Annotated in this window: 26 protein-coding genes; 13 read left to right on the top strand and 13 right to left on the bottom strand. The window is 53.9% G+C overall.

Annotation, left to right across the window (positions count from 1 at the left end; translation table 11 throughout):
• Positions 1-10 precede the first annotated feature (10 nt).
• On the bottom strand, positions 11-760 hold the full coding sequence (gene ubiE / locus ACJJI5_RS02100) for a bifunctional demethylmenaquinone methyltransferase/2-methoxy-6-polyprenyl-1,4-benzoquinol methylase UbiE (RefSeq protein WP_108734987.1): 750 nt from the start codon (positions 758-760) through the stop codon (positions 11-13).
• Positions 761-883: 123 nt separating this feature from the next.
• Between ubiE and ACJJI5_RS02095 the strand changes: the two genes are divergently transcribed.
• Positions 884-1,696 (top strand): CHAD domain-containing protein, encoded by an 813-nt coding sequence (locus tag ACJJI5_RS02095; protein WP_445355397.1) that lies wholly within the window; start codon positions 884-886, stop codon positions 1,694-1,696.
• 55 nt (positions 1,697-1,751) lie between these two features.
• Here ACJJI5_RS02095 and ACJJI5_RS02090 read toward each other — a convergent pair whose 3' ends face one another.
• The 7 genes from ACJJI5_RS02090 to ACJJI5_RS02060 all read right to left on the bottom strand — a co-directional run bounded on the left by ACJJI5_RS02090 (position 1,752) and on the right by ACJJI5_RS02060 (position 10,482).
• Positions 1,752-3,314: an alkaline phosphatase gene (locus ACJJI5_RS02090; protein WP_445355396.1), complete on the bottom strand. Its 1,563-nt coding sequence runs from the start codon at positions 3,312-3,314 to the stop codon at positions 1,752-1,754.
• 16 nt (positions 3,315-3,330) lie between these two features.
• Positions 3,331-4,866 carry an alkaline phosphatase gene (locus tag ACJJI5_RS02085; protein WP_445355395.1) on the bottom strand — a complete coding sequence of 512 codons (1,536 nt, stop codon included), beginning with the start codon at positions 4,864-4,866 and terminating at the stop codon, positions 3,331-3,333.
• A gap of 267 nt (positions 4,867-5,133) precedes the next feature.
• Positions 5,134-5,508, bottom strand: coding sequence for a gamma-butyrobetaine hydroxylase family protein (locus tag ACJJI5_RS02080; RefSeq protein WP_413663796.1), 375 nt, complete (start codon positions 5,506-5,508; stop codon positions 5,134-5,136).
• A gap of 4 nt (positions 5,509-5,512) precedes the next feature.
• Positions 5,513-6,829 carry an ATP-dependent protease ATPase subunit HslU gene (gene hslU / locus ACJJI5_RS02075; protein ID WP_282930670.1) on the bottom strand — a complete coding sequence of 439 codons (1,317 nt, stop codon included), beginning with the start codon at positions 6,827-6,829 and terminating at the stop codon, positions 5,513-5,515.
• Between the two features lie 73 nt (positions 6,830-6,902).
• Positions 6,903-7,442 carry an ATP-dependent protease subunit HslV gene (gene hslV, locus ACJJI5_RS02070; protein WP_108734993.1) on the bottom strand — a complete coding sequence of 180 codons (540 nt, stop codon included), beginning with the start codon at positions 7,440-7,442 and terminating at the stop codon, positions 6,903-6,905.
• A gap of 165 nt (positions 7,443-7,607) precedes the next feature.
• Positions 7,608-8,186 (bottom strand): SPOR domain-containing protein, encoded by a 579-nt coding sequence (locus tag ACJJI5_RS02065; protein WP_445355394.1) that lies wholly within the window; start codon positions 8,184-8,186, stop codon positions 7,608-7,610.
• An 82-nt stretch (positions 8,187-8,268) separates the two neighbouring features.
• Positions 8,269-10,482, bottom strand: coding sequence for a primosomal protein N' (locus tag ACJJI5_RS02060; RefSeq protein WP_445355393.1), 2,214 nt, complete (start codon positions 10,480-10,482; stop codon positions 8,269-8,271).
• 330 nt (positions 10,483-10,812) lie between these two features.
• Between ACJJI5_RS02060 and rpmE the strand changes: the two genes are divergently transcribed.
• The 9 genes from rpmE (at position 10,813) to rsd (ending at position 17,760) form a co-directional block, all read left to right on the top strand.
• Positions 10,813-11,025: a 50S ribosomal protein L31 gene (rpmE, locus tag ACJJI5_RS02055; protein ID WP_108734996.1), complete on the top strand. Its 213-nt coding sequence runs from the start codon at positions 10,813-10,815 to the stop codon at positions 11,023-11,025.
• Positions 11,026-11,407: 382 nt separating this feature from the next.
• A complete protein-coding gene (locus tag ACJJI5_RS02050) occupies positions 11,408-12,661 on the top strand; it encodes a malic enzyme-like NAD(P)-binding protein (RefSeq protein ID WP_445355392.1) in 1,254 nt (417 codons plus the stop codon).
• 130 nt (positions 12,662-12,791) lie between these two features.
• Positions 12,792-13,223 carry a hypothetical protein gene (locus ACJJI5_RS02045; protein ID WP_445355391.1) on the top strand — a complete coding sequence of 144 codons (432 nt, stop codon included), beginning with the start codon at positions 12,792-12,794 and terminating at the stop codon, positions 13,221-13,223.
• A gap of 40 nt (positions 13,224-13,263) precedes the next feature.
• Complete coding sequence (gshA, locus tag ACJJI5_RS02040) at positions 13,264-14,892, top strand: glutamate--cysteine ligase (protein WP_444926266.1); 1,629 nt, start codon at positions 13,264-13,266, stop codon at positions 14,890-14,892.
• A 34-nt stretch (positions 14,893-14,926) separates the two neighbouring features.
• Positions 14,927-15,529 carry an acyl carrier protein phosphodiesterase gene (locus ACJJI5_RS02035; RefSeq protein ID WP_444892361.1) on the top strand — a complete coding sequence of 201 codons (603 nt, stop codon included), beginning with the start codon at positions 14,927-14,929 and terminating at the stop codon, positions 15,527-15,529.
• Complete coding sequence (locus ACJJI5_RS02030; protein WP_282930663.1) at positions 15,526-16,017, top strand: disulfide bond formation protein B; 492 nt, start codon at positions 15,526-15,528, stop codon at positions 16,015-16,017. Before ACJJI5_RS02035 ends, ACJJI5_RS02030 begins: the two co-directional genes overlap by 4 nt.
• A gap of 36 nt (positions 16,018-16,053) precedes the next feature.
• Complete coding sequence (locus ACJJI5_RS02025; RefSeq protein ID WP_444926267.1) at positions 16,054-16,440, top strand: CidA/LrgA family protein; 387 nt, start codon at positions 16,054-16,056, stop codon at positions 16,438-16,440.
• Complete coding sequence (locus ACJJI5_RS02020; RefSeq protein WP_444934488.1) at positions 16,437-17,123, top strand: LrgB family protein; 687 nt, start codon at positions 16,437-16,439, stop codon at positions 17,121-17,123. Before ACJJI5_RS02025 ends, ACJJI5_RS02020 begins: the two co-directional genes overlap by 4 nt.
• 169 nt (positions 17,124-17,292) lie before the next feature.
• Positions 17,293-17,760 carry a sigma D regulator gene (rsd, locus tag ACJJI5_RS02015; protein WP_445355390.1) on the top strand — a complete coding sequence of 156 codons (468 nt, stop codon included), beginning with the start codon at positions 17,293-17,295 and terminating at the stop codon, positions 17,758-17,760.
• Positions 17,761-17,894: 134 nt separating this feature from the next.
• Here the strand turns inward: rsd and bamJ are convergent, their stop codons facing one another.
• Positions 17,895-18,683, bottom strand: a complete 789-nt coding sequence (gene bamJ / locus ACJJI5_RS02010) for an FKBP-type peptidyl-prolyl cis-trans isomerase (RefSeq protein WP_444906864.1) — start codon at positions 18,681-18,683, stop codon at positions 17,895-17,897.
• A 457-nt stretch (positions 18,684-19,140) separates the two neighbouring features.
• Between bamJ and ACJJI5_RS02005 the strand changes: the two genes are divergently transcribed.
• A complete protein-coding gene (locus ACJJI5_RS02005) occupies positions 19,141-20,103 on the top strand; it encodes a histidine kinase (protein ID WP_444906863.1) in 963 nt (320 codons plus the stop codon).
• A gap of 115 nt (positions 20,104-20,218) precedes the next feature.
• On the opposite strand, the gene ACJJI5_RS02000 is transcribed toward ACJJI5_RS02005, so the two are convergent.
• Positions 20,219-20,713, bottom strand: a complete 495-nt coding sequence (locus ACJJI5_RS02000) for a TIGR02444 family protein (RefSeq protein WP_444906862.1) — start codon at positions 20,711-20,713, stop codon at positions 20,219-20,221.
• A gap of 108 nt (positions 20,714-20,821) precedes the next feature.
• On the opposite strand from ACJJI5_RS02000, the gene ACJJI5_RS01995 reads away from it, so the two are divergent.
• Positions 20,822-22,741: an ABC-F family ATP-binding cassette domain-containing protein gene (locus tag ACJJI5_RS01995; RefSeq protein ID WP_444906861.1), complete on the top strand. Its 1,920-nt coding sequence runs from the start codon at positions 20,822-20,824 to the stop codon at positions 22,739-22,741.
• Positions 22,742-22,827: 86 nt separating this feature from the next.
• Here the strand turns inward: ACJJI5_RS01995 and ACJJI5_RS01990 are convergent, their stop codons facing one another.
• Positions 22,828-23,766 (bottom strand): outer membrane beta-barrel protein, encoded by a 939-nt coding sequence (locus ACJJI5_RS01990; protein WP_282930654.1) that lies wholly within the window; start codon positions 23,764-23,766, stop codon positions 22,828-22,830.
• Between the two features lie 203 nt (positions 23,767-23,969).
• Between ACJJI5_RS01990 and ACJJI5_RS01985 the strand changes: the two genes are divergently transcribed.
• A complete protein-coding gene (locus ACJJI5_RS01985) occupies positions 23,970-24,980 on the top strand; it encodes a hypothetical protein (RefSeq protein WP_413663809.1) in 1,011 nt (336 codons plus the stop codon).
• A gap of 73 nt (positions 24,981-25,053) precedes the next feature.
• On the opposite strand, the gene trmB is transcribed toward ACJJI5_RS01985, so the two are convergent.
• Both trmB and ACJJI5_RS01975 read right to left on the bottom strand, forming a co-directional pair.
• On the bottom strand, positions 25,054-25,839 hold the full coding sequence (trmB, locus tag ACJJI5_RS01980; RefSeq protein WP_445355389.1) for a tRNA (guanosine(46)-N7)-methyltransferase TrmB: 786 nt from the start codon (positions 25,837-25,839) through the stop codon (positions 25,054-25,056).
• 84 nt (positions 25,840-25,923) lie between these two features.
• Positions 25,924-26,301, bottom strand: a complete 378-nt coding sequence (locus ACJJI5_RS01975) for a DUF423 domain-containing protein (protein ID WP_444906858.1) — start codon at positions 26,299-26,301, stop codon at positions 25,924-25,926.
• Positions 26,302-26,321: the final 20 nt, after the last annotated feature.

The following is a 26,321-nucleotide window of genomic DNA, read 5'->3' as shown; positions in this document are numbered from 1 at the left end:
ATGCAGTTTTTCAGGGCTTGATGCCCCGGTGCAAAGCGACAATTCCGCCGGTCATATTGTGGAATTCACAATCGACAAAACCGGCATCCGCCATCATCCCCTTGAGGGTTTCCTGATCTGGATGCATGCGGATACTCTCCGCCAGGTAGCGATAGCTGTCCGCATCATTGGCAACCAGCTTGCCCATAAATGGCAACAGGCGGAAAGAGTACTGATCGTAGACTTTCTCCAACAGCTTCGACTGGGGCTTGGAAAACTCCAGCACTAACAGTCGGCCACCGGGTTTCAACACGCGCAACATGGAGCGCAGCGCCAGGTCCTTATCGGTGACATTGCGCAGGCCGAAAGCGATCGTGATGCAATCAAAGGTATTGTCCGGGAAGGGCAAATACTGGGCATCCGCCTGCACCGGCACCACATTGCCGGCGATTCCCCGATCGAGCAGGCGATCGCGACCCACTCGCAACATCGATTCGTTGATGTCCGCCAATACTACCTGGCCACTGGCACCCACAATACGGGAGAAGCGCGCGGTGAGGTCACCGGTACCCCCGGCGATATCGAGAATACTTTGGCCCCGTCGGGCCCCGGACAATTCGATGGTGAAGCGCTTCCAGAGGCGGTGAACACCTCCAGACATCAAGTCGTTCATTACATCGTAACGGGCTGCTACAGAGTGGAACACTTCTGCCACACGACCGGCCTTTTCTTCCACCGGCACTTCCTGGTAGCCGAAGTGGGTGGTCTTGCGATCCTTCATGCTATGCCTGCTGAGCGAAAACTTTAAAAGGCCATTGTACATTGCCGGAGCCAGTGGGGCACCGCTTGAAATCAAGCAGAGCGGAAACCACTAAAATTTAGTGGGATCACCCGGGACTGTTCTATGAGCTACCAATTCCAATGTGACTCTCCTTTTCCCGAGCAAATCAAATCTATCGCCCAAGCAGAAGTAACGGCGGCAAACGGATACTTGCGCTGCAACGGAGGGGAAACTGCCGTCCACGAACTGCGCAAACGCTGCAAGAAAATTCGTGCGCTACTGCGCCTGGTCCGCCCACAAATCAGTAGCACTTTTCAGCGTGAAAATACCCACTACAGAAAATTGGCAAACACTCTCGCCCACACCCGCGACCTCACAGCACTGCGCATCGCTTTACTGGGATTGGCACCGCCACATCACTTTCACCGGTTACACCATCTCCTCGACGAACTGATCCAGGCAGAGCAAAACCACTCAGCGGTTCAAGCGGCATTGAAACTCCTCGATAAAGGTCAAATAAGAATTCCATCGTGGCCGCTTGAACAGCTCGGCTGGCATGATGCGGAAGCCGGTTACCTGCGCGGCTACCGAAAAGCCGCAAGCGCATGGCGTAAAGTGCGCAGGCACAAAAATGCAAACCGCCTGCATCTATTGCGTAAGAGAGCCAAGGATCACTGGTACCAGAGCCGCTTATTGAGGAAGCGTTATCCGCTCACTGTGGGCGAGCGCTGCAAGTCACTAAAGGAGTTGGGAGAAGTGCTAGGTGACTGGCGTGATCTCCATTTGCTGGCACGGCTGGTAATCACTCAGGGAGACAAGCTGCAAAGTGAGTTTGGCACGGTGCTAAAAATTATCCGGCACCGACAAAGCCTACTAATGAAAAAGACCGAAGCACTCTGTGAGGCGCTCTTCCCCAAGCCTCAATTCAAGATCTGACCGGGGAAAGTGTCGGTGTGGATGAACATGCCATCCACACCAATAGCTGATGGAATTACTGTTCCAATAATCCGCCAGCGCGTGCCATTACGTGAAACAGGAAGTTTTGTTCGTTGGTGCCGCTCACCAGGTGCGCACCCGGTCCGCGCGCCCAAACACCCACATCCTCACCCGCGTGGGATTCACTGCTCATGGGAATCAGGGCATCCTGCTGGTAATCTAGGGCGGCAGTGTCTGTGCTCACCAGGCTCGGACGCGCTCCGCCATCACCGGCACTGTAGCCCGGGCCATTGGCATAGCTCAGAGTCGTGTAGGGCAGGCCATCTTCTGCCAGGGCATGGGAGGTTTCCGCTTCGCCATTGCCGTCATTGCCAATCACTTTTCCGAGAATCGGGTTACCGCGAGTGGGGTAGCCGGCGATAGTCATCACGTGGCTGTGGTCCGCAGTAACAACAATCAGGGTGTCTTCTGCACTGGTATTATCCATGACGTACTGAATCGCTTCGGCAAATTCCACCGCATCGGTTAGGGCGCGATAGGCGTTGCCGGCATGGTGACCGTGGTCGATACGACCGGATTCCACCATCAGGAAGTAGCCGTCCTCATTTTTCTGCAGCATCTCGAGACCTTTAGCGGTCATTTCTGACAGGGAGGGCTCACCAGCTTTGTCGTCCTCGCGAACAGCCTCGAATTCCATATGTGAGGAATTAAACAGGCCGAACAACTTGTCAGTTGCGGAGGCGTCTACGGCTTCAAAAGCAGTAGTGTCTTCAACGTAGGCAATATTATTTACACCGTCGTCGTAACGGGCCTTCCACTCATCCACCAGGTTGCGCCCATCTTCACGGCGCCCCGCTTCACCTTCGATATCGGTAATATCGCTGGGCAGGAAGTTTCGACGGCCACCGCCCATCACTACATCGATACCATCACCGGCTTCAAACTCAATCAGTTGAGTGGCGATATCGGTGCAGCCATCCGGGGCTGCTTCCTCCCAGCCGCGCTCAGGCACCTTGGCATAAGTAGCCGCCGGAGTGGCGTGTGTGATACGCGCGGTGCTGATAATACCGGTGCTCTTGCCCAGGTCTTCAGCCAGCTCAATTGCCGTCGTCAGCGGGTACTCGAGGCTGGCAGCACAATCGCCCCGCGCAACATTTTCGGCAACACTCAATACACCGGCCTTGGTTTTAACCCCGGTTACCAGTGCGGTCATAGTGCCGGCAGAATCCGGGGTTTGCTGGTTGGTGTTGTAGGTTTTGACCAGACCGGCAAATGGCATTTTCTCAAAGCTCAGCTGGTATTCCTCACCATCGAGGCCCTGCTGCTGACCTGCCAGGATACGGGCGGCGGTCACTGTGGAGATACCCATACCATCGCCAACGAACAGGATAATGTTCTTGGCGGCACCGGGGGTGTTGTTGATTTCTACAGCGCTCGCTTCTTCGATCGCCTGCTGGGCTTCCTGGAACCAGCTACTGTTGCTCTGAGCAGAGGAAACACCGACATGCTCCTCTTCGGGTAATTCCACTACGTCGTCAGAGTTTGAATTGTCGTCGCTACAGGCGGTGGCCAGTAGGGCGACAGAGAAAGCCAGTACTGTTTTCTTAAAATGTCTCATGGTGAATTACCCCCAGTTATTCTTCTGTCAGCGACAGGTCGGTCGCAGCAGTCATCACGTGGAAGACTGCGCTCTGCTCCAGGCTACCTTGTACCCGCTCGGCGCCGGCACCGATAGCGTGCAAGCTGATGTCCTCGCCCGCATGGCTCTCAGACTCCAGGTGCACCATTGCTTCCTGGTGGAAGCCCGGCGCTTCGGTATCCACGCCGGAGAGATCCTTGCGTCCGGTATCGGCGGCGATATCGTAGCGCTCATCCGCGTCGGTATTTTCACCTAAATCGGCATAACCCAGGCCATTGGCATAGCTCAGGGTGGTGTAAGGTTTACCGTCCGCAGCAAGACCTTCTTCCGCTTCTGCGGCACCGCTGCTGTCATTCTCGACCACTTTACCGAGTATCGGGTTACCGCGAGTCGGATAGCCGGCGATAGTCATCACATGGCTGTGGTCGGCGGTCACCAGGATCAAGGTGTCTTCAAGATCCACTTTATCCAAAGCAACCTGTACCGCATCCGCAAAGGCGATGGCATCGTGCAAGGCGTTATAGGCATTACCGGCATGGTGGCCGTGGTCGATACGCCCGGACTCTACCATCAGGAAGTAGCCATCGCTGTCTTTTTCCAACAGCTCGATGGCGGTATCAGTCATCTCCGCAATGCTCGGCTCATCGCTGTCCTTGGCGATGCGGTCCGCATCGTAACTCATGTGGCTGCTGGTGAAGAGCCCCAATAGCTTATCGGTGGAGGCAATATCGACGCCTTCCATCTCGGAGCCACTCTCCACGTACACGGCAGTCTGCTCGCCGTCATAGCGCTCCAGCCATTCACTGGTCAGGTCGCGGCCGTCTTCGCGCCTGCCATCGTTATCAGTGGTAACAAAGTTGCGGCGGCCACCGCCGAGCATGACATCGATCCCATCGCCGGCAGACATCTCAACCATCTGCGAGGCGATATCGGAACAATCACCCTCGGCGGAATACTCCCAGTTGCGCTCCGGGCTGCGCGAGTAAGTGGCTGCGGGCGTGGCGTGGGTCAGACGCGCAGTGGAAACAATACCGGTGGCCTTGCCACGGCTCTCCACCATTTCCAGGAAGGTATTTAATTCCTTACCCTCGGTGCTGGCGCAATCAGCTCGCAGCGCATCGCCGTCGATATTAATTACACCGGCGCGAGTTTTTACACCGGTCATCATGGCGGTCATGGTACCGGCAGAATCCGGAGTCTGCTGATTGGTGTTGTAGGTTTTAATCAGTGCGGTATACGGAAACTCTTCAAAAGAGAGTGCATTTTCTTCGCCGCTCTCACCGACTAACTGGCCTTCAAGGATACGGGCGGCGGTTAGTGTGGAAATGCCCATTCCATCGCCGACGAACAGAATTACATTCTTCGCAGTTTTTGCCTCGCGGGAAAGCGAAGCGCGCTCTTCCAACCGGTCAGCACTTTCCGTGTACCAGGCACTATTGGTTTGGTAGTCGGGCAGGGTTGCCGCTGAAACAGCGGAAGCGAGAGGAATCAGACAAAAGGCGCTCAGTGCGCGGACAATTGTTTTTGCCATGGGGGCCTCCGAAACTCGTTAATTTGGCGAGCATTAGAGTTCCAAAATGTGACAAAAGAATTACGCGCCGGTTACGTTGTTAATATCTTTGCTCTGAAAATCAATGAATATCAAAGAATGACCTAAAGCTGGCAATATTTGGCAAAGACGTACCAAAAATTGATTATTTCGGTAATAAATTATTGAGAAGAGTGGGGAGATATTAAGAGGGAGAGAAGGGTGAAACCGCCCCCTGGGGAGCGGTTGTCATTACCGATCAATTTGCCACTAGCCGATAAACTTCACCACACTCTCATCCGGGTCGCGGCCCTGGCCAGCATCGCGCAGGCGCTGTAGGTAAGCCTCCCAGTTGGACGAATAGTTTTCAGCTAGTTCGTGCAAATACTCCCAGGTAAAAATACCGGTGTCGTGGCCATCGTCGAAATCGATTTTTAGCGCATAGCGGCCAGCCGCCTCCACCGTATCAATACCCACATGCATTTTGCCACTGACCAGCACCGGTTCACTGGCACCGTGGCCACGCACCTCGGCGCTGGGGGAGTAGACGCGCAGATACTCTGCCGGCAAGGTAAATTCAGCATCGCCAAATACCAGGTGCAGGCTTTTCTCTGCGCGATTTAATCGGATTTTTTGCGGTTTCATTGATTTACAAAATAAAACGCGACAGGTCTTCGTTCTGGCTCAACTCGCCCAAATGGCTGTCCACATAGGCGGCATCAATGTTCAGCGAAGTATTGCCATCGCCCGCATCAAAGGAAATTTCCTCCAGCAAGCGCTCCAATACCGTATGCAAACGGCGTGCACCGATATTCTCGGTGCGCTCATTCACCTCGAAAGCCACTTCCGCGATGCGGCGAATACCGTCTTCACTAAATTGCAGTTCCAGCCCCTCAGTGGCCAGCAATGCTTTTTGCTGCTCGGTAAGGGAAGCGGACGGCTCGGTGAGGATACGCTCGAAATCTGCGGAGCTCAGCGAATTCAATTCCACGCGAATGGGCAGGCGACCCTGCAACTCGGGAATCAGGTCCGAGGGCTTGGATAGGTGGAAGGCGCCGGAGGCAATAAACAGGATGTGATCGGTTTTGATCATGCCGTACTTGGTGTTAACCGTGCTGCCTTCAATCAGTGGCAGCAGGTCGCGCTGTACCCCTTCGCGGGAAACATCGGCACCGCCGCTCTCCTGACGCTTGGCAACCTTATCGATTTCGTCGATAAACACGATGCCATTCTGTTCGGCAGCGCGGATCGCACGGGTCTTAACATCTTCGTCGTTGACCAGCTTGGCCGCTTCCTCGTCGGTGAGCTGCTTGAGGGCCTGCTTGACCGGCAGCTTGCTCTTGCGAGTCTTGCCCTGGGACATATTGGAGAACATGCCCTGGAGCTGGTTGGTCATCTCCTCCATACCGGGAGGGGCCATAATTTCTACGCCCATGGGCGCAGCGGCCAGATCCACCTCAACCTCTTTGTCATCGAGATCACCTTCGCGCAACTTCTTGCGGAACAGCTGGCGAGTGCTGGAATCCTTATCGGTGGGCTCGGTGGAGCGCGCCGGCGGCAGCAGGGCATCGAGGATGCGCTCTTCTGCGGCGTCCATGGCGCGCTGCTCAACACCAGCCATAGCCTGCTCGCGTTCCTGCTTCACCGCCATCTCGACAAGATCGCGGACAATCGACTCCACATCCCGACCGACATAACCCACTTCGGTAAATTTAGTCGCCTCTACCTTGATAAAGGGCGCGTTCGCCAGTTTGGCCAGGCGGCGGGCAATTTCCGTCTTGCCCACGCCGGTAGGGCCGATCATCAAAATATTTTTCGGCGTGATCTCGGCGCGCAGGTCCTCACTAACCTGCATACGGCGCCAGCGGTTGCGCAGCGCAATGGCTACCGCACGCTTGGCCTCCTGCTGGCCGACAATATGGCGGTCGAGTTCGTGGACAATTTCTCTGGGTGTCATCTGGGACATACAAATTCCTGCAAAAATTCTTGCGGGGGCCTAAACAGCCCGCCAGCCGGTCACTCTAGGGTGTACCCGGTAATCAATAAGCCAGTTCTTCGATGGTGTGGTTCTGGTTGGTGTAAACACAGATATCACCGGCGATCTTCAGCCCCTGCTCCACAATAGAGCGGGCATCCATATCGGTATTGTCCAGCAGCGCGCGGGCTGCCGACTGGGCGAAGGGGCCACCGGAACCGATAGCAATCAGGTCGTCTTCCGGCTGAATCACGTCGCCATTACCGGTCACAATCAAACTGGCAGTGGAATCGGCAACCGCCAGCAGGGCCTCCAAGCGGCGCAGGGCGCGGTCGGTACGCCAATCTTTGGCCAACTCCACAGCGGCGCGGGTCAGCTGGCCACCGTGGGCCTCAAGCTTGGCTTCAAAACGTTCGAACAGAGTGAAAGCGTCTGCAGTACCACCGGCAAAACCGGCAATAACCTTATCTTTGTACAGGCGACGCACCTTGCGCGCATTGCCTTTCATAACGGTGTTGCCCATGGACACCTGGCCGTCGCCGCCAATCACAACTTTGCCGTTGCGGCGACAGGATAAAATAGTAGTTCCGCGATACTGTTCCAATGGAGACCTCTCGGATTGCGCGTGTACTCTGGCAGCGGGCATCGAAGTGCCCGCGCCGGGGAATTGTCTTCAGACTAGGTAAGTGAGGACGGTACGCGCCGATTTCAATAAGAGAGGTCACAATTACTGAGTAGGGCAACACACCTTAATAAACGGAATTGATGGTCACTGGGTCGCCGGGCGTTTTAGCACCAGCGGCATCAGGCGATGCTCAGCCAATGTTTGGCGCGCTTTGGCCATCCGGGAGCGGTTGCTGTAAGGGCCCACCAATACCCGGTGCCAGGTACCCCGGTTATCGGTGGCCGATTCCACTTTAACATCCAGGTTGGCCAGGGTCAGCTCAACGCGCAGGCGCTCCGCTTCAGAAGCATCGCGAAACGACGCCGCCTGCAGGATATATACCTGTGCCGGGGTGCTGCGATCGGGTTCCGATGAGCTACTGCTCTGGGAATTGTTGGTGGAGTCACTGCGGCGCGCCGGTTGTGCCACTTTGGGCGGGGGTACCGTGACTTCGTTTTCTTTTAATTTTGTATAAAAATCAAAACGCGGTTGAGGCGATGTTTCCTCTCGCTGCTGCACCGCCTTTGGCTTAATGCTGCTTATTCCCCGGCTGTCCTTGTCCATGCCCTGAAGAAACAGTACGGCCACCGCAAAGCCACCGACAAAATTCCCCAGGACAAACCAAACCCATGCGGGTTTGCCTGCGGCTTTTTTACTGCGGCGATTACTGGTACGACGGCTCATCGAAAATTTCTTCCCTGCAAGGTTTTAGCGGTTTGTGAATTGTACCGCCAATTTAGTGCCAGGCGCGTAACCCAGCGCATATTCACGATAATTCCTGCGCATCCATATCCACAGCCCAGCGCAGGCGGCGATTTTTATTGCCCTCCGCCCAAGCACACACTCGCGCCAGCAGCGGCTGTAAGTGGGCTCGGTTTTGTGCAGTGACCTGAATATAAAATCGGAAGCGCCCGGATTTGCGTTCCAGTAGTGCCGGCACCGGCCCCAGATATTGGATCTGCGGCGATGGGGGTGCCAGGGACTGCATAAAGAGTCGCGCATTTTGTAGAAACTCTTCAGCCCAACCAGGCTCTTCACACTCCGCTCTCACCAGTGCCATAGCACTCGCGGGAGGCAACTGTGCAACCGTGCGATCCCTCAGCAACTGGCGCGCAAAAGCGCCATAGCCTTTTTCCAGCAGCAATTGTAAAAGCGGGTGCTCGGGGAAGCGGCTCTGAACCAATACCCGCCCACTGAGACTGCCGCGCCCCGCACGACCCGCCACCTGTTCCAATAACTGGCCGGTACGCTCTGGCGCGCGGAAATCTGCGCTGAACAGGCCGCCATCGGCATCCTGGATCACTACCAAAGTGACCTTGGGCAAATGGTGCCCCTTGGCCAGCATCTGGGTTCCCAGCAACAGGCAGGGCTCCCCCTCTCGCGCCGGTGCTAACAATTTATCCAGCGCCTGTTTGCTCGCCGTGGTATCCCGGTCCACACGTATCACCGGGTAGTCGGCAAAGCGACGGGCCAACAGTTCCTCGCTGCGCTCCGTGCCGGCACCCAGGGCCGAGATCGAACGGCTGTGACATTGTGGACAGCTATCAACCAGCGGGCGGCGGTAATCGCAGTGGTGGCAGCGCAACTGGCGTTGCCGCCGGTGCATAGTCAGCTTGCTCGAGCAGTGTGGGCAATCCGCCAGCCAGCCGCAATCATCACAAGTCAGCGCGGGGGCAAAGCCGCGCCGATTGATAAACACCAGGGCCTGCTCACCCCGCGCGAGCGTATCGCCGATATGGCGCAGCACCTGGGAAGAAAACCCCTCTTCCAGAGGCTCCCGCAGTGTCGGCACTACGTGAATTTGCGGTGGCTTGGCATCACCGGCGCGATAGCGCATATGCAGGTGTTGATAGCGCCCATTCAAAGCGTTGTGCAAGGTCTCCAGAGAGGGCGTGGCCGAACCCAAAACCACCGGCACATTATTATTGCGCCCCAAAACCACGGCCAAGTCCCGGGCCGAATAGCGCACCCCGTCCTGCTGTTTAAAAGAGGCATCGTGCTCTTCATCGACAATCACAACGCCGAGCCTGGGCAGGGGGGTCATAATGGCTGAGCGGGTGCCGATCACAATATCTGCCTGCCCACCCGCTGCCGCCAACCAGGATTGAGCGCGCTCGCCGTCAGCCAAGCCTGAGTGCAACGCCGCAATACTGTGCTTGGGAAATCGTGCAGCAATACGCCTCAACGTTTGCGGCGTAAGCCCAATCTCCGGCACCAGTAACAATGCCTGGCGGCCGCTATCCAGGACCCGCTGCATCAGGCGCAGATAAACTTCGGTCTTGCCACTGCCGGTGGTGCCCTCCAGCAGTGAGGCAGAGAAGCGGCTGCAATCGATACTGTCGAGCACCTGTTGCTGTTCGCTATTCAGCTCCGGAGCCGATGTGCTCTCTGCTGCGGGTAGCGGCGCAGGTACGGTAGGGCCTGGAATCCACTCCACCAGGCCGCGATCCTGCAGGGCGCGGATCACGGGGGTATTGTGGCCGAGGGTCTTAAGGTGGGTTCGGCTCTGCTTGCCATCACTCAACAGCAACTGGAACAGAGCCTGCTGCTTGGGGGCGCGCGCCAGTGCAGTTTTCGGCAAGCCCTTTCCCTCTGTCGTGAGCTGAAGCCACTGCTCCGCCCAATGATCAGACGGCTTACCTTTGCGCAGTGCCACGGGCAGGGCAGCGGCGTAGACCTCGCCGAGGGGCGCCTGGTAATAGTCGGCAATCCAGGCCAGCAGCTTGCGGCTGCCATCACCAAACAGAACCTCCGAATCCACCAGTTCCAGCGCTGGCTTCAAACTGCTGTGTGGCGACTCCTGCACGATATCCAACAGTACTGCCACTAACTTGCGCCCGGCAAAGGGCACCCAGAGGCGCTGGCCGGGCCGCAGTGACTCCGGCGACAGCCCCTCTGGCGGCAAATAGTCAAACAAGCGCCTCAGGGGCACGGGCACTGCCAGCCTTAAAATGACTCTTTGTTGGACTGACTCCTGCACCTGGCCCCCACTCACTCAAACAAAAGGCGCTAGTGTAATGGCAGATGTGGCAAGTTGCAGGGCTTCGTCGGGGATAATGACTGTTAAGGCCGAATTGGCGACTTAGGCGTCACAGAGGAATTAATGAGGTCAATTGTTATCAAAGCTGTTGTGCAATGCTAACAAGTGGCCATCCTCAGTTATTTCGCCACCCAATTGTGCTTGAACCGCGACATTAATCTGATAGTATGCGCCGACTTTTTAAACAGCCTGGAACCATACTGGTTCCTGCACCAATGACGATGCCGTGCTCGGCAAAAGATCGAGTGGCGGTTTCGAAAAGAGGCAATCATGAAAGCAGATATCCATCCTAACTACACCGACATCTCCGCTACCTGTTCCTGCGGCAATGTTGTAAAAACCCGTTCCACTCTGGGCAAAGACCTGCAAATCGACGTTTGCTCCCAGTGCCACCCTTTCTACACTGGCAAGCAAAAGCAGGCTACCACTGGTGGTCGTGTTGACCGTTTCAAGAAGCGTTTCGGCAGCCGTATCGGCAAATAATCCGGGCTCTTCGCTCGAGTGGGCCCGCCGCTTGCGGCAGGGTCCATTCCAAAAAGGCACCTCGCACTGCGATGGTGCCTTTTTTGTATCTATTCATTCCCCATCATACCCAACAGCCGTAAGCGTCTGTGTACAAAATCAAAATCGACTTGAATCGCTTAACCTTACCGCTATTGGCGACCATTTTATCCTTATAAATCAAAATATTGCGGCTATTTATCCCGAAAATCGTCGACAAGCACGATAAAAATAGAAGTCCGTACCATATATTGCAGATTTTCACGCTTGTAGCGCCAAGCTTCCCTCGGTTATTCTCTGGCCCCCGCAGTAACCGGGATAACACTTAAGTGTTGTCCACAGTATTCGAGAGAAAAGCCCCCAAATGACGGATTCATTGCGCCAGGCAGCGCTCGATTACCACGCGCTCCCCAGTCCCGGCAAACTTTCAGTAGAACTGACGACCCCTGCCGAAACCCAGGAAGACCTGTCCCTGGCTTACAGTCCCGGCGTCGCCGAACCGGTGCGAGAAATCGCCAAGGACCCAGAAGCAGCCTATCGATACACCGGCAAAGGTAATCTGGTAGCAGTCATTTCCAATGGCAGTGCCATTCTCGGTCTCGGCAATCTGGGCCCGCTGGCCTCAAAACCCGTGATGGAAGGCAAGTCACTGCTGTTTAAACGCTTTGCCGATATCAACTCAGTAGATATCGAAGTTGATGCCAGCAGCCCGGAGCAGTTTATTCAGACCGTGGCCTCAATCGCCAACACCTTCGGCGGTATCAACCTCGAAGATATTAAGGCGCCAGAGTGTTTCCATATTGAAGAGACCCTGATCGAGCGCTGCCCGGTACCGGTTTTTCACGACGATCAGCACGGCACCGCCATTGTGACCGTTGCCGGTATGCTCAATGCTCTGGAGATTCAGGGTAAGAAAATCAGTGAAGTGCATATGGTCTGCCTGGGCGCAGGTGCCGCTGCGACCGCCTGCTGCAAACTGCTGCTGGCTGCCGGAGCGCGCAAAGAGCAGATCACCATGCTCGACAGCCGTGGGGTTATCCACTCGGGTCGCACGGATATCAACGCCTACAAAGGTGAGTGGGCACGGGATACCGATATGCGCACCCTCGACGATGCCATCGCCGGTGCGGATGTATTCCTCGGGGTATCCGGCCCGGACCTGCTCTCCGCCGAGCAGCTACAGCGCATGGCCCCAAAACCGGTGGTCTTCGCCTGCTCTAACCCCACCCCGGAGATTAAGCCCGAGTTGGCTCACAGTGTGCGCGACGACCTGATTATGGCCACAGGCCGTTCCGACTACCCAAACCAGGTTAACAACGTCCTCTGCTTCCCGTTTATTTTCCGGGGTGCCCTGGATGTTCGTGCTGCGCGCATTAATGAAGAGATGAAGCTGGCAGCGATCGAGGCGATCCGCAAAATTGCCCACCTGCCGGTACCGGATTCAGTGCGCGAAGGTTATGGCGGTATCGAACTCAGCTTCGGGCCCAACTATATCCTGCCCAAGCCAACCGACCCGCGTTTACTGCCTGAGGTGGCTTCGGCCGTAGCTCGAGCAGCCGTAGACAGTGGCTGTGCGCGCCTGCCCTACCCGGACAACTATCCCCTGGAAACCCTGTAAAGATCACAGATTTCCTCACTTAACCCGTTAGAGCAGGCATTTACCGCTTTCGCTCTAACGGAGTTCTTGAGCCATAAAGCCCCCGTCGCTAAACTGCCTTTCTGTCACAGCATCAAAGTTGCCCAACATAATGAGTCATGTGTACGTGCTGACCAATCAGCACCAGCAGTTCCTGAGTAAAAGCGGCGAATGGACCGATGGCCGCGAGCCGAACAAACTGTTTCGCAGCGAGCATAAAGACGTCGCTATCAACCAGATGTTCGAGGCTAACACTCGCAATGTGAGCCTACGCATTGAATTGCTACTGTGCGAACTCAGCATTAAGGGGCACCCCCAGATCCCCGAGGAAGCTCTGGCACCGGTATCCAGTGATGTGAGTCAGGGTGACCCTGAAATCACCCCCTCAACACCTGAGGAACTGCCAGAGCAGGCCAACCCGGAGATAGAACCCCAGCCTGCGCCTGAAGCCGCACCGGAAGAAGCGCCTGAGGTTGCCCCGGAACCAGCGCCCGCTGAAACGCCCGCACAGCCTGACGAAAACAAATCTGAATCCGCCGCCTGAGCGCCAGAACATTCAGCACCGGCACAGAGAGTCGCCCGAGATGGCAGCGATAAAGAAGCGTTCCGGTAGTACCAAGGAGATTCGAGTGCCCATTTCCCACCTGGCCGCGCTATCGCAAGCCAAACCAGCCCAACTGCTCAAAGGCATCCTCCGCGGTGTCGAGAAAGAGAGCCTGCGTGTCGCTCCCGATGGCGCCCTTGCGCAAACGCCGCATACCACAGCACTGGGCTCCGCACTTACCCATGAAAGTATTACTACCGACTTCTCTGAGGCCCTACTGGAATTTATTACGCCGCCAGTAGCGACCCCAGAGGAAGCGTTACAGGTCTTGGACCGTATCCACCGCTACACCTACAACCAGATCGGTGACGAGCGCCTGTGGGTTAACAGCATGCCCTGTGCGATTGGCGAAGATAAAGATATTCCCGTTGCCCGCTACGGCAGCTCTCACAGCGGCACAATGAAAACTATTTACCGGCTGGGCCTGGGGTTGCGCTACGGCCGCGCCATGCAGACTATCGCCGGTATCCACTACAACTTTTCGCTTCCTGAAGAGTTCTGGCTGTGGCTGCATGAAATCGAAGGCAGCAGTGAGGATTTAAAAAGTTTTAAAACCCGTCGCTACTTCGATCTAATTCGTAATTTCCGCCGCAATTACTGGTTGCTGATTTACCTGTTTGGCGCCGCACCTGCGGTATGCGCTTCTTTTGTCGATGGCCGCGAGCACAGTCTTGAGCCCTTCAATGGGGATGACCACACTCTGCACGTGCCCCACGCTACGTCCCTGCGTATGGGCGACCTGGGCTACAACAGCAACGTGCAGCAGTCACTAGTGGTTTGCTACAACGACCTGCGCAGCTATTTATCTACGCTCTGTTCAGCGATCAGCAGTTCCTACGGCCCCTACCAGGAAATGGGGGTTAAAAATAAAGGCGGCGACTACCAGCAATTGTCCACAGGCATACTGCAAATCGAGAATGAGTTTTACTCACCGATCCGTCCCAAAAACCCCGCCAAACGCGGCGAAACAGCGCTGTCTGCCCTGGATAATCGCGGTGTTGAATATGTTGAAGTGCGCTGTCTCGACCTGAACCCCTTCGCCCCCCTGGGAATTGACGCCCAGCAGATGCGCTTTCTCGATAGCTTCCTGCTGCACTGCCTGCTCACTGACAGCCCCAAAACCAGTGATGCCGATTACCGCAGTACCCAGGAGAACCAACAGCGTATCGTCTACCGGGGTCACGAACCGGAACTAACACTGCTGGATAACGGTGGCGAGCGTAAACTGAGCGACTGGGCCACCCAATTATTGGAAGAGGTCGACTCAGTGGCAGAACTGCTGGATAACGCCTGGGGCGGCTCGCAATACCGCGGCTCAGTGGGCGTGCAGAAGGCCAAGGTGAAAGGGGATATCCTCACACCGGCACAGCAGATACTGGCAGAGATGCGCGAACAAAACATTACCTTTTCCCAGTGGGCTATGGATAAAGCCGAACAGCACCGCCGCTACTTCCTGGAGCGCCCTCTGGACAGCGACTATCTGCAAGACTTCTTACAACAGGCAGAAACCTCACTGCTCAAGCAAAAAGAAATTGAAGCGCAGGATAGCGGTACTTTTGAAACATTCCTGAGCCGTTACTATGCCCAATACAACTGCTGCCAGGACTAGCGGCTGATACAGTGCCGCAGCCTGAGCGAGGCTTATGAACTATCTGGCACACCTGTTACTGTCCGGGCCCAATCCGCGCTGGCGACTGGGCGGGCTCCTGGGGGACTTTGTTAAAGGTCCCCTGGATGACAGTTGGCCAACGGATATTGAGCATGGTATTCGCCTGCACCGTCGCATCGATGCCATCACCGATGCTCACCCGGCCTACCGGGATGCCCTGTCACAACTGGACCCGCGCTGGCGTCGCTATGCCGGTATCGCACTGGATATATGGTTTGATCACCTGTTGGCAGAAAACTGGCAGCAGTGGCACCCTGAAGCGCTGGATGAGTTTTGCCGGCGCTGTTGGAGAGACTTTCATTTCGACAGCCGGTATATTCCGCCACGCGCAATGGCATTTATTGAGCGCGCCGAGCAAATTAAACTGCTGCAAAGTTACCGCGAGGAGCGGGTAATCGAGCTGACCCTGGAGCGGGTTGGACAGCGGTTGCGCCGCCCGGTAGCACTGCAGGAGCTACTGCCTGAACTTATCGCCGGGCGGAACAAACTGGAAAGCAATTTCAATAAACTATTAACCGACTTGAATCTCGAAGCGAACCGCTTTCGACAGCACTATTCAGGACCCGAATTACCATGACCTTACCCAACCCGCGCATCACTTTTCTTCTGGTCTTCCTAATGGTGGCCTTTTTACTCGGCTCCGCCTTTTATCTCGAGTACGTGCAGGGGCTGGAGCCTTGCAAATTGTGTATTACCCAGCGGGTAATGCTATTGGGTGTTGGTGTAGTTTCGTTGATCGCATTCCTGCACAACCCTGCCACCATTGGCCGTCGTGTCTACGGCCTGCTGGTATCCCTGTGGGCAATGGGCGGTCTCTACTTTGCCGGTCGCCAACTGTGGCTGCAAAGCCTGCCGGAAGACCAAGTGCCGGCCTGTGGTCCAAGCGTCAGCTATATGATTGAAGTTTTCCCGATGGCCGATGTGCTCAAGGCACTGCTGAGCGGCGATGGCAATTGTGCTGAAGTACAGTGGACCATGATGGGCCTGAGTATCCCCGGTTGGGCCGCTATCGGTTTTGCCGGTCTGATCCTGTTCGGTGGCTGGCAAGCATTCCGCAGAGCTTAACAATCTCCGGCGGCTTTACCGGCCGCCATTTCCTACATGTCAAAATCCACGCTGCACAACATACTCCGCTGGCTGGGGGGAGCTGCCATTCTGGTTGCCTGTACCTGGCTGGGCAATTTCACCAGCTCAAGCCTGTCACTACCCATTCCGGGATCTGTCATAGGGATGCTGATGCTACTGGTGATTCTCGTGTTCAATGGTGGGGCTCCCGCAGGCCTTGCCAAAGTCAGCTCACAACTGCTTTACCTATTGCCGCTGTTATTGCTACCGGCGGCTGTCGGGGTATTTTTTTTCCAGGGCCTGACTCTATCCGACTGGCTAGCCTTAATCGCCGCTATTGTGATTGGCACACTGATCAGTATCGCTATTTGCGCACAGCTATTAAAGAAATTGCTGATTCGCTCTGGGGGTAATGGGGAGTGAATGAATTTCTTGCGAGCCCAATCTTTGTATTGCCCTTGAATGTCATCGCTTTTCTTGTCGGCGTTACCCTTTACCGGCGCTACAAGACTGTTCTGCTGCACCCTATCATCAGCGCTAGCATTTTGACCGCAATAACATTGAGTGTTCTCCATATCCCCTATGAGAGTTATCAGGGCTCCAGTGCATTACTGTACAGTTTGTTAGGTCCAGCAGTTGTTGCCCTGGCTGTCCCTCTCAAACAAAATCTAGTGATTATCCGCAAAGCCGGTTGGCCGCTACTTGTCACTATTTTTGTGGGTGCGATTTTGGCCCCGGTTATAGCGGTATTAATCGCCTTGGTATTTGGCGCAGGCAAGTCAGTGCTACTGGCGTTGAGCGGCAAATCTATTACCACACCCATCGCATTGGCCCTGGCGGAAACAATCCACGCTTCTCTCAGCCTCACTGCGGCAATTGTGGTCTTGACCGGGGTGGTCGGTGCTATCGCTGGCCCAGCTCTAATGAGTAGGCTCAATATTCACGATGAGCGCATTGTCGGTATCGTACTCGGCATCAATGCCCACGCGGTGGGGACCGCGCGGGCATTAGAAATCAGCGCCCTGTGCGGCGCCTGTGCAGCGTTGGCGATGGGTACCTGCGGTGCGCTCACAGCGCTGATTTTGCCGCTCATTATCAGTGGATAAAACACCCTAGATTTCCTCCACCGAAGATCGCCGCAGGCATCGTTGTATTCTGGCGTAGATCACACTCTGCGCCTTGCCGTCGGCGGGGGAATCTCCTATCTTCTTAGGGCCTTCGGGATCAGCAATAAAGCTGGCTATCACGGCAACAGTAACCAAAGGATTCTTGGAGATGCTGGAAAATTGTAAATCTGCGCGCGAGCGCTGGGGTGGCGTCAGTGAAATCATTGACCGCTGGCTACAGTCCCGACAAATCCTGCTGGTAAGTTACTACCATCTATCTGAGAAGAAAGAGTTTAACGATGGGGATTCGGAGACCGAGAACGGTGTTCGTCATCTTTGCCAGTTGCTGGTGGACTACGTCTCTGCGGGACACTTTGAGGTATACGAACAGCTCATACTTGAAGGCCAGGCTTTTGATGATAAACAGGGGCTGCAACAAGCGCGGGAACTCTATGGGGATATTGATGTGACCACTGATGTCGCTGTCGATTTCAATGATAAGTACCAGGAAACCGACGATCTATCCAGCCTGAACCCAGATTTGTCACAGCTGGGGGAAGCACTGGAAACCCGCTTTAGTTCCGAGGATCGAATGATCGCACTTTTGCACACAGCCCATAAAAACCAGCTGGTCTAAAAAACTGAATTCATCATTGTAAAGGCGATGGGGAGCCGGCGCCTTTAATCGAATATTTTTGCTGTTGATTTTTCAGGGTAAAAAATAAAGGCGCCCATTGGGCGCCTTTATTGAATCCAAAGTAGTAAATTTAATTACTCGCTTTTGGGCTCTTCTTTTTTCTCTTCTTTTTTCTCGGCGCCATCTTCCTTGCCAACATTGGCTTTGTGCAGCTCCACTTCAAAAATCAGCGTTGCGTTAGGGCCGATCTTACCGCCTGCACCACCCGGGCCATATGCCAGCTCGGAGGGGATGTAAAGCTCCCACTTGGAACCCTCTTTCATCAGTTGCAACGCTTCGGTCCAACCCTTGATAACACCATTAACTGGGAACTGGACCGGCTCACCACGGGCGTAAGAGCTATCAAACTCTTCACCATTAATCAGGGTACCCTTGTAGTCCACTTCAACAGTGCTGTTCTCACTGGGCTGGCCGCCGGAACCCTCAGTAATCACTTTGTACTGCAGGCCGGAATCAGTGGTAACAACACCATCTTTCTTGGCATTCTCTTCGAGGAAAGCCTTTCCTTCCTGCAGGTTTTTATCAGCAGTCTCTTTGAATTCTTTCTCTTGCTGAGCCAGCATTTCCTGCTGCTTCTTCTGCATTTGCTCTTGGAAGGCAGCGATAGTTTGCTGCTTTTCTTCTTCAGTCAAACGGGATTCATGGCCGCTGGAAACATCCTTAAGAGCCATCATCACCACTTGGGGATCTAATTTCACATCCTGAGCTTCAAGGCGCTTCGCCATATCTTCGGCAATGATGTAGCTGACCTTCTTCTCCTGGGTGTCCAGGGCAACTTCTTTTTCCTGCTTAGATCCCTGTTCGTTACAGCCGGTCAGCGCCAGGCCAAGGGCAATTGCTGCAGCCAAAGGGTATTTATTCATGGGTGTTGTCTCTTTGTCCGTATTGCGTTGAATGATTCGCGCTTGACCCTGGGTCAATGCCTGCGGCGGCTTATCAAGTAATCCTGATTCGGCCCTTAGCCTCCAGGCGCACCTTTTCCGCCAGTCCGCTCAAGTCTAACCTAAGGCGACTGCAAGTGCATACCGATGACGCGCACACTGTGCAGGACACCACATTCCACCTCAAGGTTCCAGGGACCAGCGAGAAAAAAATACATTTACAGCACTATTTTCGCTGCTTACGGCATACATTTTTTTTAAAAACAGCGCTATTATCGACCAGTCGCCGGTTATTGTTCCGGACTGTTTGAGGTGCTTTTCAGTTTCAGAACAATTTACAGTGTTCAGATCCCCGATTTAAATATGTCTATTTCATATAGATCTGATCCGTACACTGTCCGGATGTTCCAATTGATAATAAACGTCAGGACATTTACTCATGGCTGCCAAACAAAGAGCTGTCAATTCAGTCGCAGAACTGGAAGCACAAATTTCCAAGCTAACCGTCAAGCTGGACAAAGCCCGCAACAAGAAAGTTACCGATGCCGGCAAAAGTGTTTTAAAAGCCGGAAAAGCACTGACTTCCGCAAAAGAAAAATTAGCTAAAGCGAAAACCAAACTAGTAGACGCTAGAACTGCAGCCAAGACACGAAAGACAGCTGCCACACAAAAGCGTGTAGAAACCGCCAAGGCCAATGTAGAAAAGCATAACGAAGTACTCCAGCAAGCAAAGGCATCACACGCCGAAGCAAAGGGTACTGAGTCCCAGGCAAAAGCCGAGCTGAAAGCTGCCGAAGCTGTACGTAAGGCCGGTGTAAAAGCAGAAAAACTGCTGAACAAATCCAAGCCAAAAGCCCGTAAAGCTACCACCTCAAAAAAAGTAGCCGCTCCTAAAGCAACCGCAGCAAAGAGCCGCACTAAAGCAAGCACTACCAGCACCACCAAAACAGCGAAAAAGACAGTGGCAAAAAAAGCCACAGAAAAGAAAACTAGTGCCAAGAAAGCGCCGGCAAAAACCGCCGCTGCCACTAAAGCGGTAAAGAAAACTCCCGCAAAGAAAGCCTCCACTACTGCGAAAAAAGCGCCAGCCAAGAAAGCTTCTACTGCCGAGAAAAAAACTCCAGCGAAGAAAGCTCCAGCTAAAACTGCTGCTGCCAAAAAACCATCGGCGAGCAAACCCTCTACGGAAGCCAAGCCTGCAACAGTCAAGCCAAGCGCAGAAACTCCGAAGGTGAAGACTGCCAGCAAGCCAGAAACCGTAGAGAAGCCCAAAGACGATTCAAAAACCATGGCTCCAGCTGAGCAGCAGAAACCGGTGGATACTCCGCGCCCAGCAGCAACGATTACTCCTAGCACTCCGGCAAACAGCCTGTTTTCTTCAGAGCAACCCAGCGGCGAGTAGTCTTGGGACTCCTCGCAGCCAAATATAGTGCTGCTTAATTGAGCACTGTACTTTTCACGACTGTATTACCGGCGACCCCAGAAAAGTACAGTGCCCAGAGGGGTGTAACAGTGGTTTAACCCGCTGCCCCCCTGTGAGCCAAGTAGCTTTCGATCAGGCCCGCCCAGCGGGCCTGATCTTTTTGCTGCAAACCATATTGCTGGGATGCTAGCTCCAGTGCAGAACGATCCCCCGGCCAGTCCTCAACATAAATTTTCCACAGCGCAGCCAACTGTAACTGCTCCAGCTTCAATTCATAGCGTTTACACAGTGCGTAGGCCCGCTGGGAATGGGGGCGCAAACTCCCCAACCAACGACGCAGGTGTCGCACACTGCGAATCATTCGCCTGCGCGGCGCAACGCCTCGATCTGCGACTCTCCATCCCTCTTCACTGATTTCCTTGCCACAAACGGCTGTATAGCTCGCCCACAGCAGAAGACACACGTCAGCGCCATTTCTGTCTTGGCAGTCGAGTAGGAACTTCTCAACATCCTGATAGGCATAAAAGTCCAAGCTGAACTGCCAGAGGGGGTTTTCCTTGGGGGAAGATGGAGGTGAAGTATTTGTCACGTTAAAATCCCGACCCTTTGCTGATCGGCATAGTGCCCCAGTCTCTGTGGAGTCCGGGTCTGTTCAATAGCCTAGCATTCATCGGCCTATTCATATGAGGTTTTTCCAGTGATCAATTTACAAGGGGTTTCTCTGCACCGAGGTGAGCGCGACTTGCTTGACAGCGCAGATTGCAGAATCTTCCCCGGCCACAAAGTCGGAATTATCGGTGCCAACGGCTGTGGCAAGTCAACTCTGTTCAAACTGCTGCTTGGACAACTGGAAACCGATGCAGGGCGGGTAGACCTCCCCAGCACCTGGCGTATCTCCCATATGGCTCAAGAGGTAGAAGCTAGTGAGCAGTCAGCACTGGATTACGTTTTAGACGGCGATAGCGAGTTGCGGCTATTGCAAAAGCAACTGGCAGAGGCCGAAGCGAGCGGCGATACCGACGGTCACAAACTGGCAGAACTGCACGAGCGCATGGCCAGTATTGATGGCTATAGTGGCCCGGCGCGCGCCGCGCAACTTCTCGACGGGCTCGGCTTTTCCCACGAAGAGCAACAGCGCCCCGTTCGCAGCTTCTCAGGTGGCTGGCGTATTCGCCTCAATTTGGGCCGTGCCCTGATGTGCCCCGCAGATCTTATGCTATTGGACGAGCCCACCAACCACTTGGATCTGGATGCCACCCTTTGGCTGGAACAGTGGCTGCAACGCTTCCCCGGTACCCTGCTGATTATTTCCCACGACCGCGACTTTCTCGATGCAGTGGTCGACGGCATTGTCAGTTTTGAACAGCAAAAACTGGTCTTGTACAGCGGCAATTACAGTGCCTTCGAGCGCGCTCGCGCTGAGCGCCTGGCCCAGCAGCAAATACAGTTTGAAAAACAGCAAGCCGAACGCGCACATATGGAAGACTTTGTGCGGCGCTTTCGCGCCAAAGCGAGCAAGGCCAAGCAGGCACAAAGCCGCCTGAAAGCCCTGGACCGGATGGCTCTGATTGCCCCAGCCCATGTGGATTCCCCTTTTCATTTTACTTTGCCATCCTCAGAGAAAACCTCTAATCCGTTAATCGACCTGCGCGAGGCGGATATTGGCTATGCCGAAAAAATAGTGGTGAAGAACGTTCAGCTGGGCATTCAACCGGGACGCCGTATCGGCCTGCTCGGCCCCAATGGTGCGGGCAAGTCCTCTCTAATCAAAACCCTGGCTGGCACACTCGCCCCCCTCAGAGGCGAGCGCCAATGTGGCGAACACTTGGCCATCGGCTACTTCGCCCAGCATCAGCTGGAAGCACTGGATAGCAACGGTTCCCCGTTGCTGCACCTGCAAAGGCTGAGCCCCGATGCCTCGGAGCAATCGCTGCGGGATTTTCTCGGCGGCTACGGTTTTATCGGCGATCGGGTTTTCGAAACGGTAGGGGGCTTTTCCGGCGGTGAAAAAGCCCGTTTAGCCCTGGCACTACTGGCCTGGCAAAAACCTAACCTGTTGCTTCTCGATGAACCGACAAACCACCTTGATTTGGAAATGCGCCACGCCCTGACCCTGGCGCTGGCGGAGTTTCCCGGTGCCGTCATATTGGTTTCCCACGATCGTCATCTACTGGCCAATACTGCCGACGAATTTATTCTGGTGGCCAATGGCCGCGCCGAACCCTATAGCGGTGACCTTGATGACTACAAACAGTGGCTGCTCGGCTTTAACCGGGAAAAGAAACGCAAAGAAGAGAGCGCCTCCACTGTTACAAGCACAGAGGAAAAAGCCCCTGAGGATAAGAAGGCCCAAAGGCGCGCCGCCGCCGCTCTACGCGAACAACTGAAACCCCTGACCAACAAACTCAAGAATATTGAGCGACAGATGGCTTCGGCAGAAAAGGCATTGGTCGCAGTACAGGAAAAACTTGCCGATGAAGCGCTATATAGCGGTGGCCAGCAGGAGGAAATAGCTCGACTTAATAAAGAGCAGTCGGAGCAGCAGGAATTAATGGAAGAACTGGAAATGGAATGGCTGGAAATTTCTGAGAAGCTCGAAGAAATTCGCAGCGAGTAATTTTATAGAAAATCATTTTAAACAATATCTTCAGCGGGCTTCAGAACTTTTCTGCCGCCCGCTGAAGAAATCGATTTTAGTTGCCCTTAACGAATACAACCGTATTCATCCACTGCAATACCAATCGGTGTATTTGGGCATTGATCGATATAGCTGGGTACACCATCAAAATCTGTATCCAGCGGGCAGCCATCTAATTGCACATCGATTCCCACTGGGGTCTGCGGACATTGATCAGTGGCATCAATAACACCATCGGCATCTTCGTCATACCAAAAATCCGGATATTCAAGCCATTGATAGCCGACCGCCAAGCTGGCAAAACCATCGACACCACCTTCTTCGACCCCCTGGAAAAGACGTATATCTGCGCGGGCCTGCCAACGGGGCCCCAGGTGATATTTAATTCCCATTCCCACATTCACCATATTTTGCCGGTCATGCCAGTCACAATGGTAAGGCGGGTAGGGATAATGGTGGCCGTCTGGCCGATCCTCAGGGACATAGAATTTCTTACGACAATCCCAAGGATAGGGATAGTATGGGTCGTAGGGATGATCCGGATCATAGACATACTTTGGGTCATCTGGATGCCAGTGTTTTTTACGGTAACGCCGGTCGTAATTAATACGCATTTCACCCAGGCCAAACGCGACATAGGGCTGCCAACAAAAATTACCGCAGAACTGCCCTCCAAATTGATATAGGAGATCTATGCGGTAGTTATACACATCTACTTTCTCGGGCGTATCCGCAACACTCACGACGAAATAGTCGACAACCCCTTCCATCGCCCAATGATTTGTCATGTTAAAGCCAAAACCGGCACCGACACCTGAGGTATCTCGCATTTCAAAACCGCGAAATGGCGTGCCTTGTAGGCGGTCACCATCAAACCAATGCTTACCCCCATTAACATAGAGGTTTAAAGTTCCAACAAAATCAGCACGGACTTCAGAAACTGTAAAGAGTAAGATAAACGGCAGGCTATAGAGAAATGAAAGCAGAGGGTCACGCCTTCTCATTAGAAACACCAAGATTCCTTCCTTGATCAACCCCCCAAATTATTATTAACATCAATATCTATTAATAAAAATAATTCGGTTTTGTTTTCGCGATGCTTCCTGAATCCGGTTCTTATTGGAAATAAAATTCGATAATCACAGCACCACTAGAAGCATAGACGGCTAGTGGCGAAAAACAGTAATAAAGACAGGAGAGTTAACCCTTGCTGGCACCCAATATCGATAACTATGTTAGGAACTTGGTTCACCCACAAAACATACAAACCACCTGCTATGTCCCCAAAAGTATCCGTGAGTACGCACAGGACTTCCAAAATAATTCCAATAGCAACAGTAAGTGGTATCACAAGCGCAGTAGTGATGGACTAACCCGGATCGACCAATTAGTGAGCCAGGCAGTACAAATTCAAACAAATGATTACGGAAGGATTACCCGTGTCGCCAAAGTACTAGTGGAAACCCTATATACCTGGCTTACTGGATTTGATCCCTCCACACCCACCAAGCTACTCGATAGCGATGGAATAACACGCCGTAAAGATGCCGTTTTAGCTTTACTCGGTGGAGCTTACTGCTGGTATCGACAAGCCAGTGAAGCTTTCAGCTCTGAGAGGAGAGCAATATCCAACATCGAAGCCCATTTGGACGTCCCTTTCTCACTATTTAATTACCGATTTAGCCGCAGTGGTTTTAATCTGCACACAGTGACAACGCTGTTATACCGTGGCGATACCCGCCCACCACAGAAGCTGTGGCAAGCCGGGGGATTCTTTCCCTGGATGAATCAAAATGGCCGCTTTGATCCGCACCTGGGTACCGGAGCATCTAACCAAGTCATCTCAACCACTACCAATGCAAATATTGTTGCGCGCTTTGCCTGGCACAACAAAACTTATTGCCCAAAAAGGTATTATTTTGTGCATGGAACAAATGAGGGTGACTTAGCCACTACCGGTTTTATCTATGAGCTCGATAAAAGAAACCACCAATGCGTAGAGGTTTCCACTGTCACCCAGGGACGTGAAGTTGCCTTTATGGCTATTCCCAACCAATTTATTCGCCGCTTTCGCATGCGTTATTTTGCGGGCACCCAAAATAATATTGAACTGTCGGACTGGATGTCCTATGACAGTAACACCATCCGCAACCTGAATGTTGTAGAAGACAAGCGCCGATGGGAAGCCGCCAAGAAAAACTGGAATGAGTTTTTCTAACAATAGAGGTGGGCTGTTGCATGCCACTGGTGCCATGTTAGCACCGGTGGCAAGCATTGATCGTCAGTGCGAATTATTCGCCTTTGGACTCTTCAGCGGTTGACGCATCTACGTCAGAGATAGTGAGCGGCTGCGCTTCACCAGGTAACCTGCGGTATACCAGATCCCAAACACCGTGCCCCAGTCTCTGCCCTCGACGCTCAAACTTGGTCTCTGGGCGCCATTCTGGCCGGGCAACATAATCACCCTCACTGGCGGTATTTTCTAGCAGGTTTTCCCCCTGCAATACTTCCAGCATATGCTCGGCATAATTCTCCCAATCTGTCGCCATATGCATAAGGCCACCGGTTTTTAACTTGCTGCAAATCAGGCGAACAAATTCCGGCTGCACTATCCGGCGCTTGTGGTGCTTCTTCTTGTGCCAGGGGTCAGGGAAGTACAGCTGGAAACGATCCAGGCTCCCATCGGCAATACAATCGTTTAGGACATCGACCGCATCGGCCATGTAAACACGCAGGTTTTTGATACCTGCCTTGCCGGCATTATTGATCAACCGGCCAACCCCCGGCGGGTGTACTTCAATACCAATAAAATCCTTATCTGGCTCGGCTTCAGCCATGGCCAACAGGGAATCCCCCATACCGAAACCGATCTCTAACGCCAGTGGCGCCTCGCGGCCAAAGACCTGTTGGCGATCCAGAGGTCCATCAAATAGGGAGAGTCCATACTGCCCCCAATAATTGTCAAAGGCATTGCGCTGCCCCTCTGTCATTCGCCCCGCGCGAATCACATAGCTGCGGATAGATTTCTTCTTAAATTCTGTGCGGTAGGGAAAATCTTCCGCAGATTCGTCTTGCATTGTTCGCGACCTCTTATGCGAAACGGTTTATATCTTGATGTTTTGTTCGGGCTCGGTATCTGAGTGTAAGCCCAGTAAAGGTGGCTACTTAGAGAAATTAAATGCGGCAAAAAACAGGACTACCCAACCGGCAATCATCATCAGCCCGCCGAGAGGGGTGATTGGACCTAGCCATCGGGGGCCTCCCAGTGCCAGGGCATAGAGACTGCCGGAGAAGAAGATAATACCGAAAGTAAAAAGAGCACCGCTCAGGGTCAGCGATAAACGGTTTCCCCAGTTTTGCACTAGCAGCACCACACCAAACAGCGCCAGGGCATGAATCATCTGGTACTGGACTCCGGTTTTATAGGCCTCTAGCAGATTCTCTGCCACCTTGCCGCGCAGGCCATGAGCCCCAAACGCCCCCAGAGCCACGCCACTAGCGCCAAAGAGTGCACACAGCAGCAGATAGAGTTTGGCCATTACCTTCCCTTTTTGTTTTA

This window comes from Microbulbifer maximicatervae (SeqCode), from assembly GCF_052467955.1.
The sequence above is the reverse complement of the archived record's forward strand: the minus strand, read 5'-3'. Positions and strand labels throughout refer to the sequence as shown.

Excerpts from the sequence above, each read along its gene's own strand:
- ubiE (WP_108734987.1), bottom strand. The coding sequence starts at position 760 with ATGAAGGATCGCAAGACCACCCACTTCGGCTACCAGGAAGTGCCGGTG.
- ACJJI5_RS02050 (WP_445355392.1), top strand. The coding sequence starts at position 11,408 with ATGACGGATTCATTGCGCCAGGCAGCGCTCGATTACCACGCGCTCCCC.
- ACJJI5_RS02095 (WP_445355397.1), top strand. The coding sequence starts at position 884 with ATGAGCTACCAATTCCAATGTGACTCTCCTTTTCCCGAGCAAATCAAA.
- rpmE (WP_108734996.1), top strand. The coding sequence starts at position 10,813 with ATGAAAGCAGATATCCATCCTAACTACACCGACATCTCCGCTACCTGT.
- ACJJI5_RS02005 (WP_444906863.1), top strand. The coding sequence starts at position 19,141 with ATGGCTGCCAAACAAAGAGCTGTCAATTCAGTCGCAGAACTGGAAGCA.
- ACJJI5_RS01990 (WP_282930654.1), bottom strand. The coding sequence starts at position 23,766 with ATGAGAAGGCGTGACCCTCTGCTTTCATTTCTCTATAGCCTGCCGTTT.
- ACJJI5_RS02030 (WP_282930663.1), top strand. The coding sequence starts at position 15,526 with ATGACCTTACCCAACCCGCGCATCACTTTTCTTCTGGTCTTCCTAATG.
- ACJJI5_RS02085 (WP_445355395.1), bottom strand. The coding sequence starts at position 4,866 with ATGGCAAAAACAATTGTCCGCGCACTGAGCGCCTTTTGTCTGATTCCT.
- bamJ (WP_444906864.1), bottom strand. The coding sequence starts at position 18,683 with ATGAATAAATACCCTTTGGCTGCAGCAATTGCCCTTGGCCTGGCGCTG.
- ACJJI5_RS02080 (WP_413663796.1), bottom strand. The coding sequence starts at position 5,508 with ATGAAACCGCAAAAAATCCGATTAAATCGCGCAGAGAAAAGCCTGCAC.
- ACJJI5_RS02035 (WP_444892361.1), top strand. The coding sequence starts at position 14,927 with ATGAACTATCTGGCACACCTGTTACTGTCCGGGCCCAATCCGCGCTGG.
- ACJJI5_RS02025 (WP_444926267.1), top strand. The coding sequence starts at position 16,054 with ATGTCAAAATCCACGCTGCACAACATACTCCGCTGGCTGGGGGGAGCT.
- ACJJI5_RS01975 (WP_444906858.1), bottom strand. The coding sequence starts at position 26,301 with ATGGCCAAACTCTATCTGCTGCTGTGTGCACTCTTTGGCGCTAGTGGC.
- gshA (WP_444926266.1), top strand. The coding sequence starts at position 13,264 with ATGGCAGCGATAAAGAAGCGTTCCGGTAGTACCAAGGAGATTCGAGTG.
- rsd (WP_445355390.1), top strand. The coding sequence starts at position 17,293 with ATGCTGGAAAATTGTAAATCTGCGCGCGAGCGCTGGGGTGGCGTCAGT.
- ACJJI5_RS02045 (WP_445355391.1), top strand. The coding sequence starts at position 12,792 with ATGAGTCATGTGTACGTGCTGACCAATCAGCACCAGCAGTTCCTGAGT.
- trmB (WP_445355389.1), bottom strand. The coding sequence starts at position 25,839 with ATGCAAGACGAATCTGCGGAAGATTTTCCCTACCGCACAGAATTTAAG.
- hslU (WP_282930670.1), bottom strand. The coding sequence starts at position 6,829 with ATGTCCCAGATGACACCCAGAGAAATTGTCCACGAACTCGACCGCCAT.
- ACJJI5_RS02065 (WP_445355394.1), bottom strand. The coding sequence starts at position 8,186 with ATGAGCCGTCGTACCAGTAATCGCCGCAGTAAAAAAGCCGCAGGCAAA.
- ACJJI5_RS02090 (WP_445355396.1), bottom strand. The coding sequence starts at position 3,314 with ATGAGACATTTTAAGAAAACAGTACTGGCTTTCTCTGTCGCCCTACTG.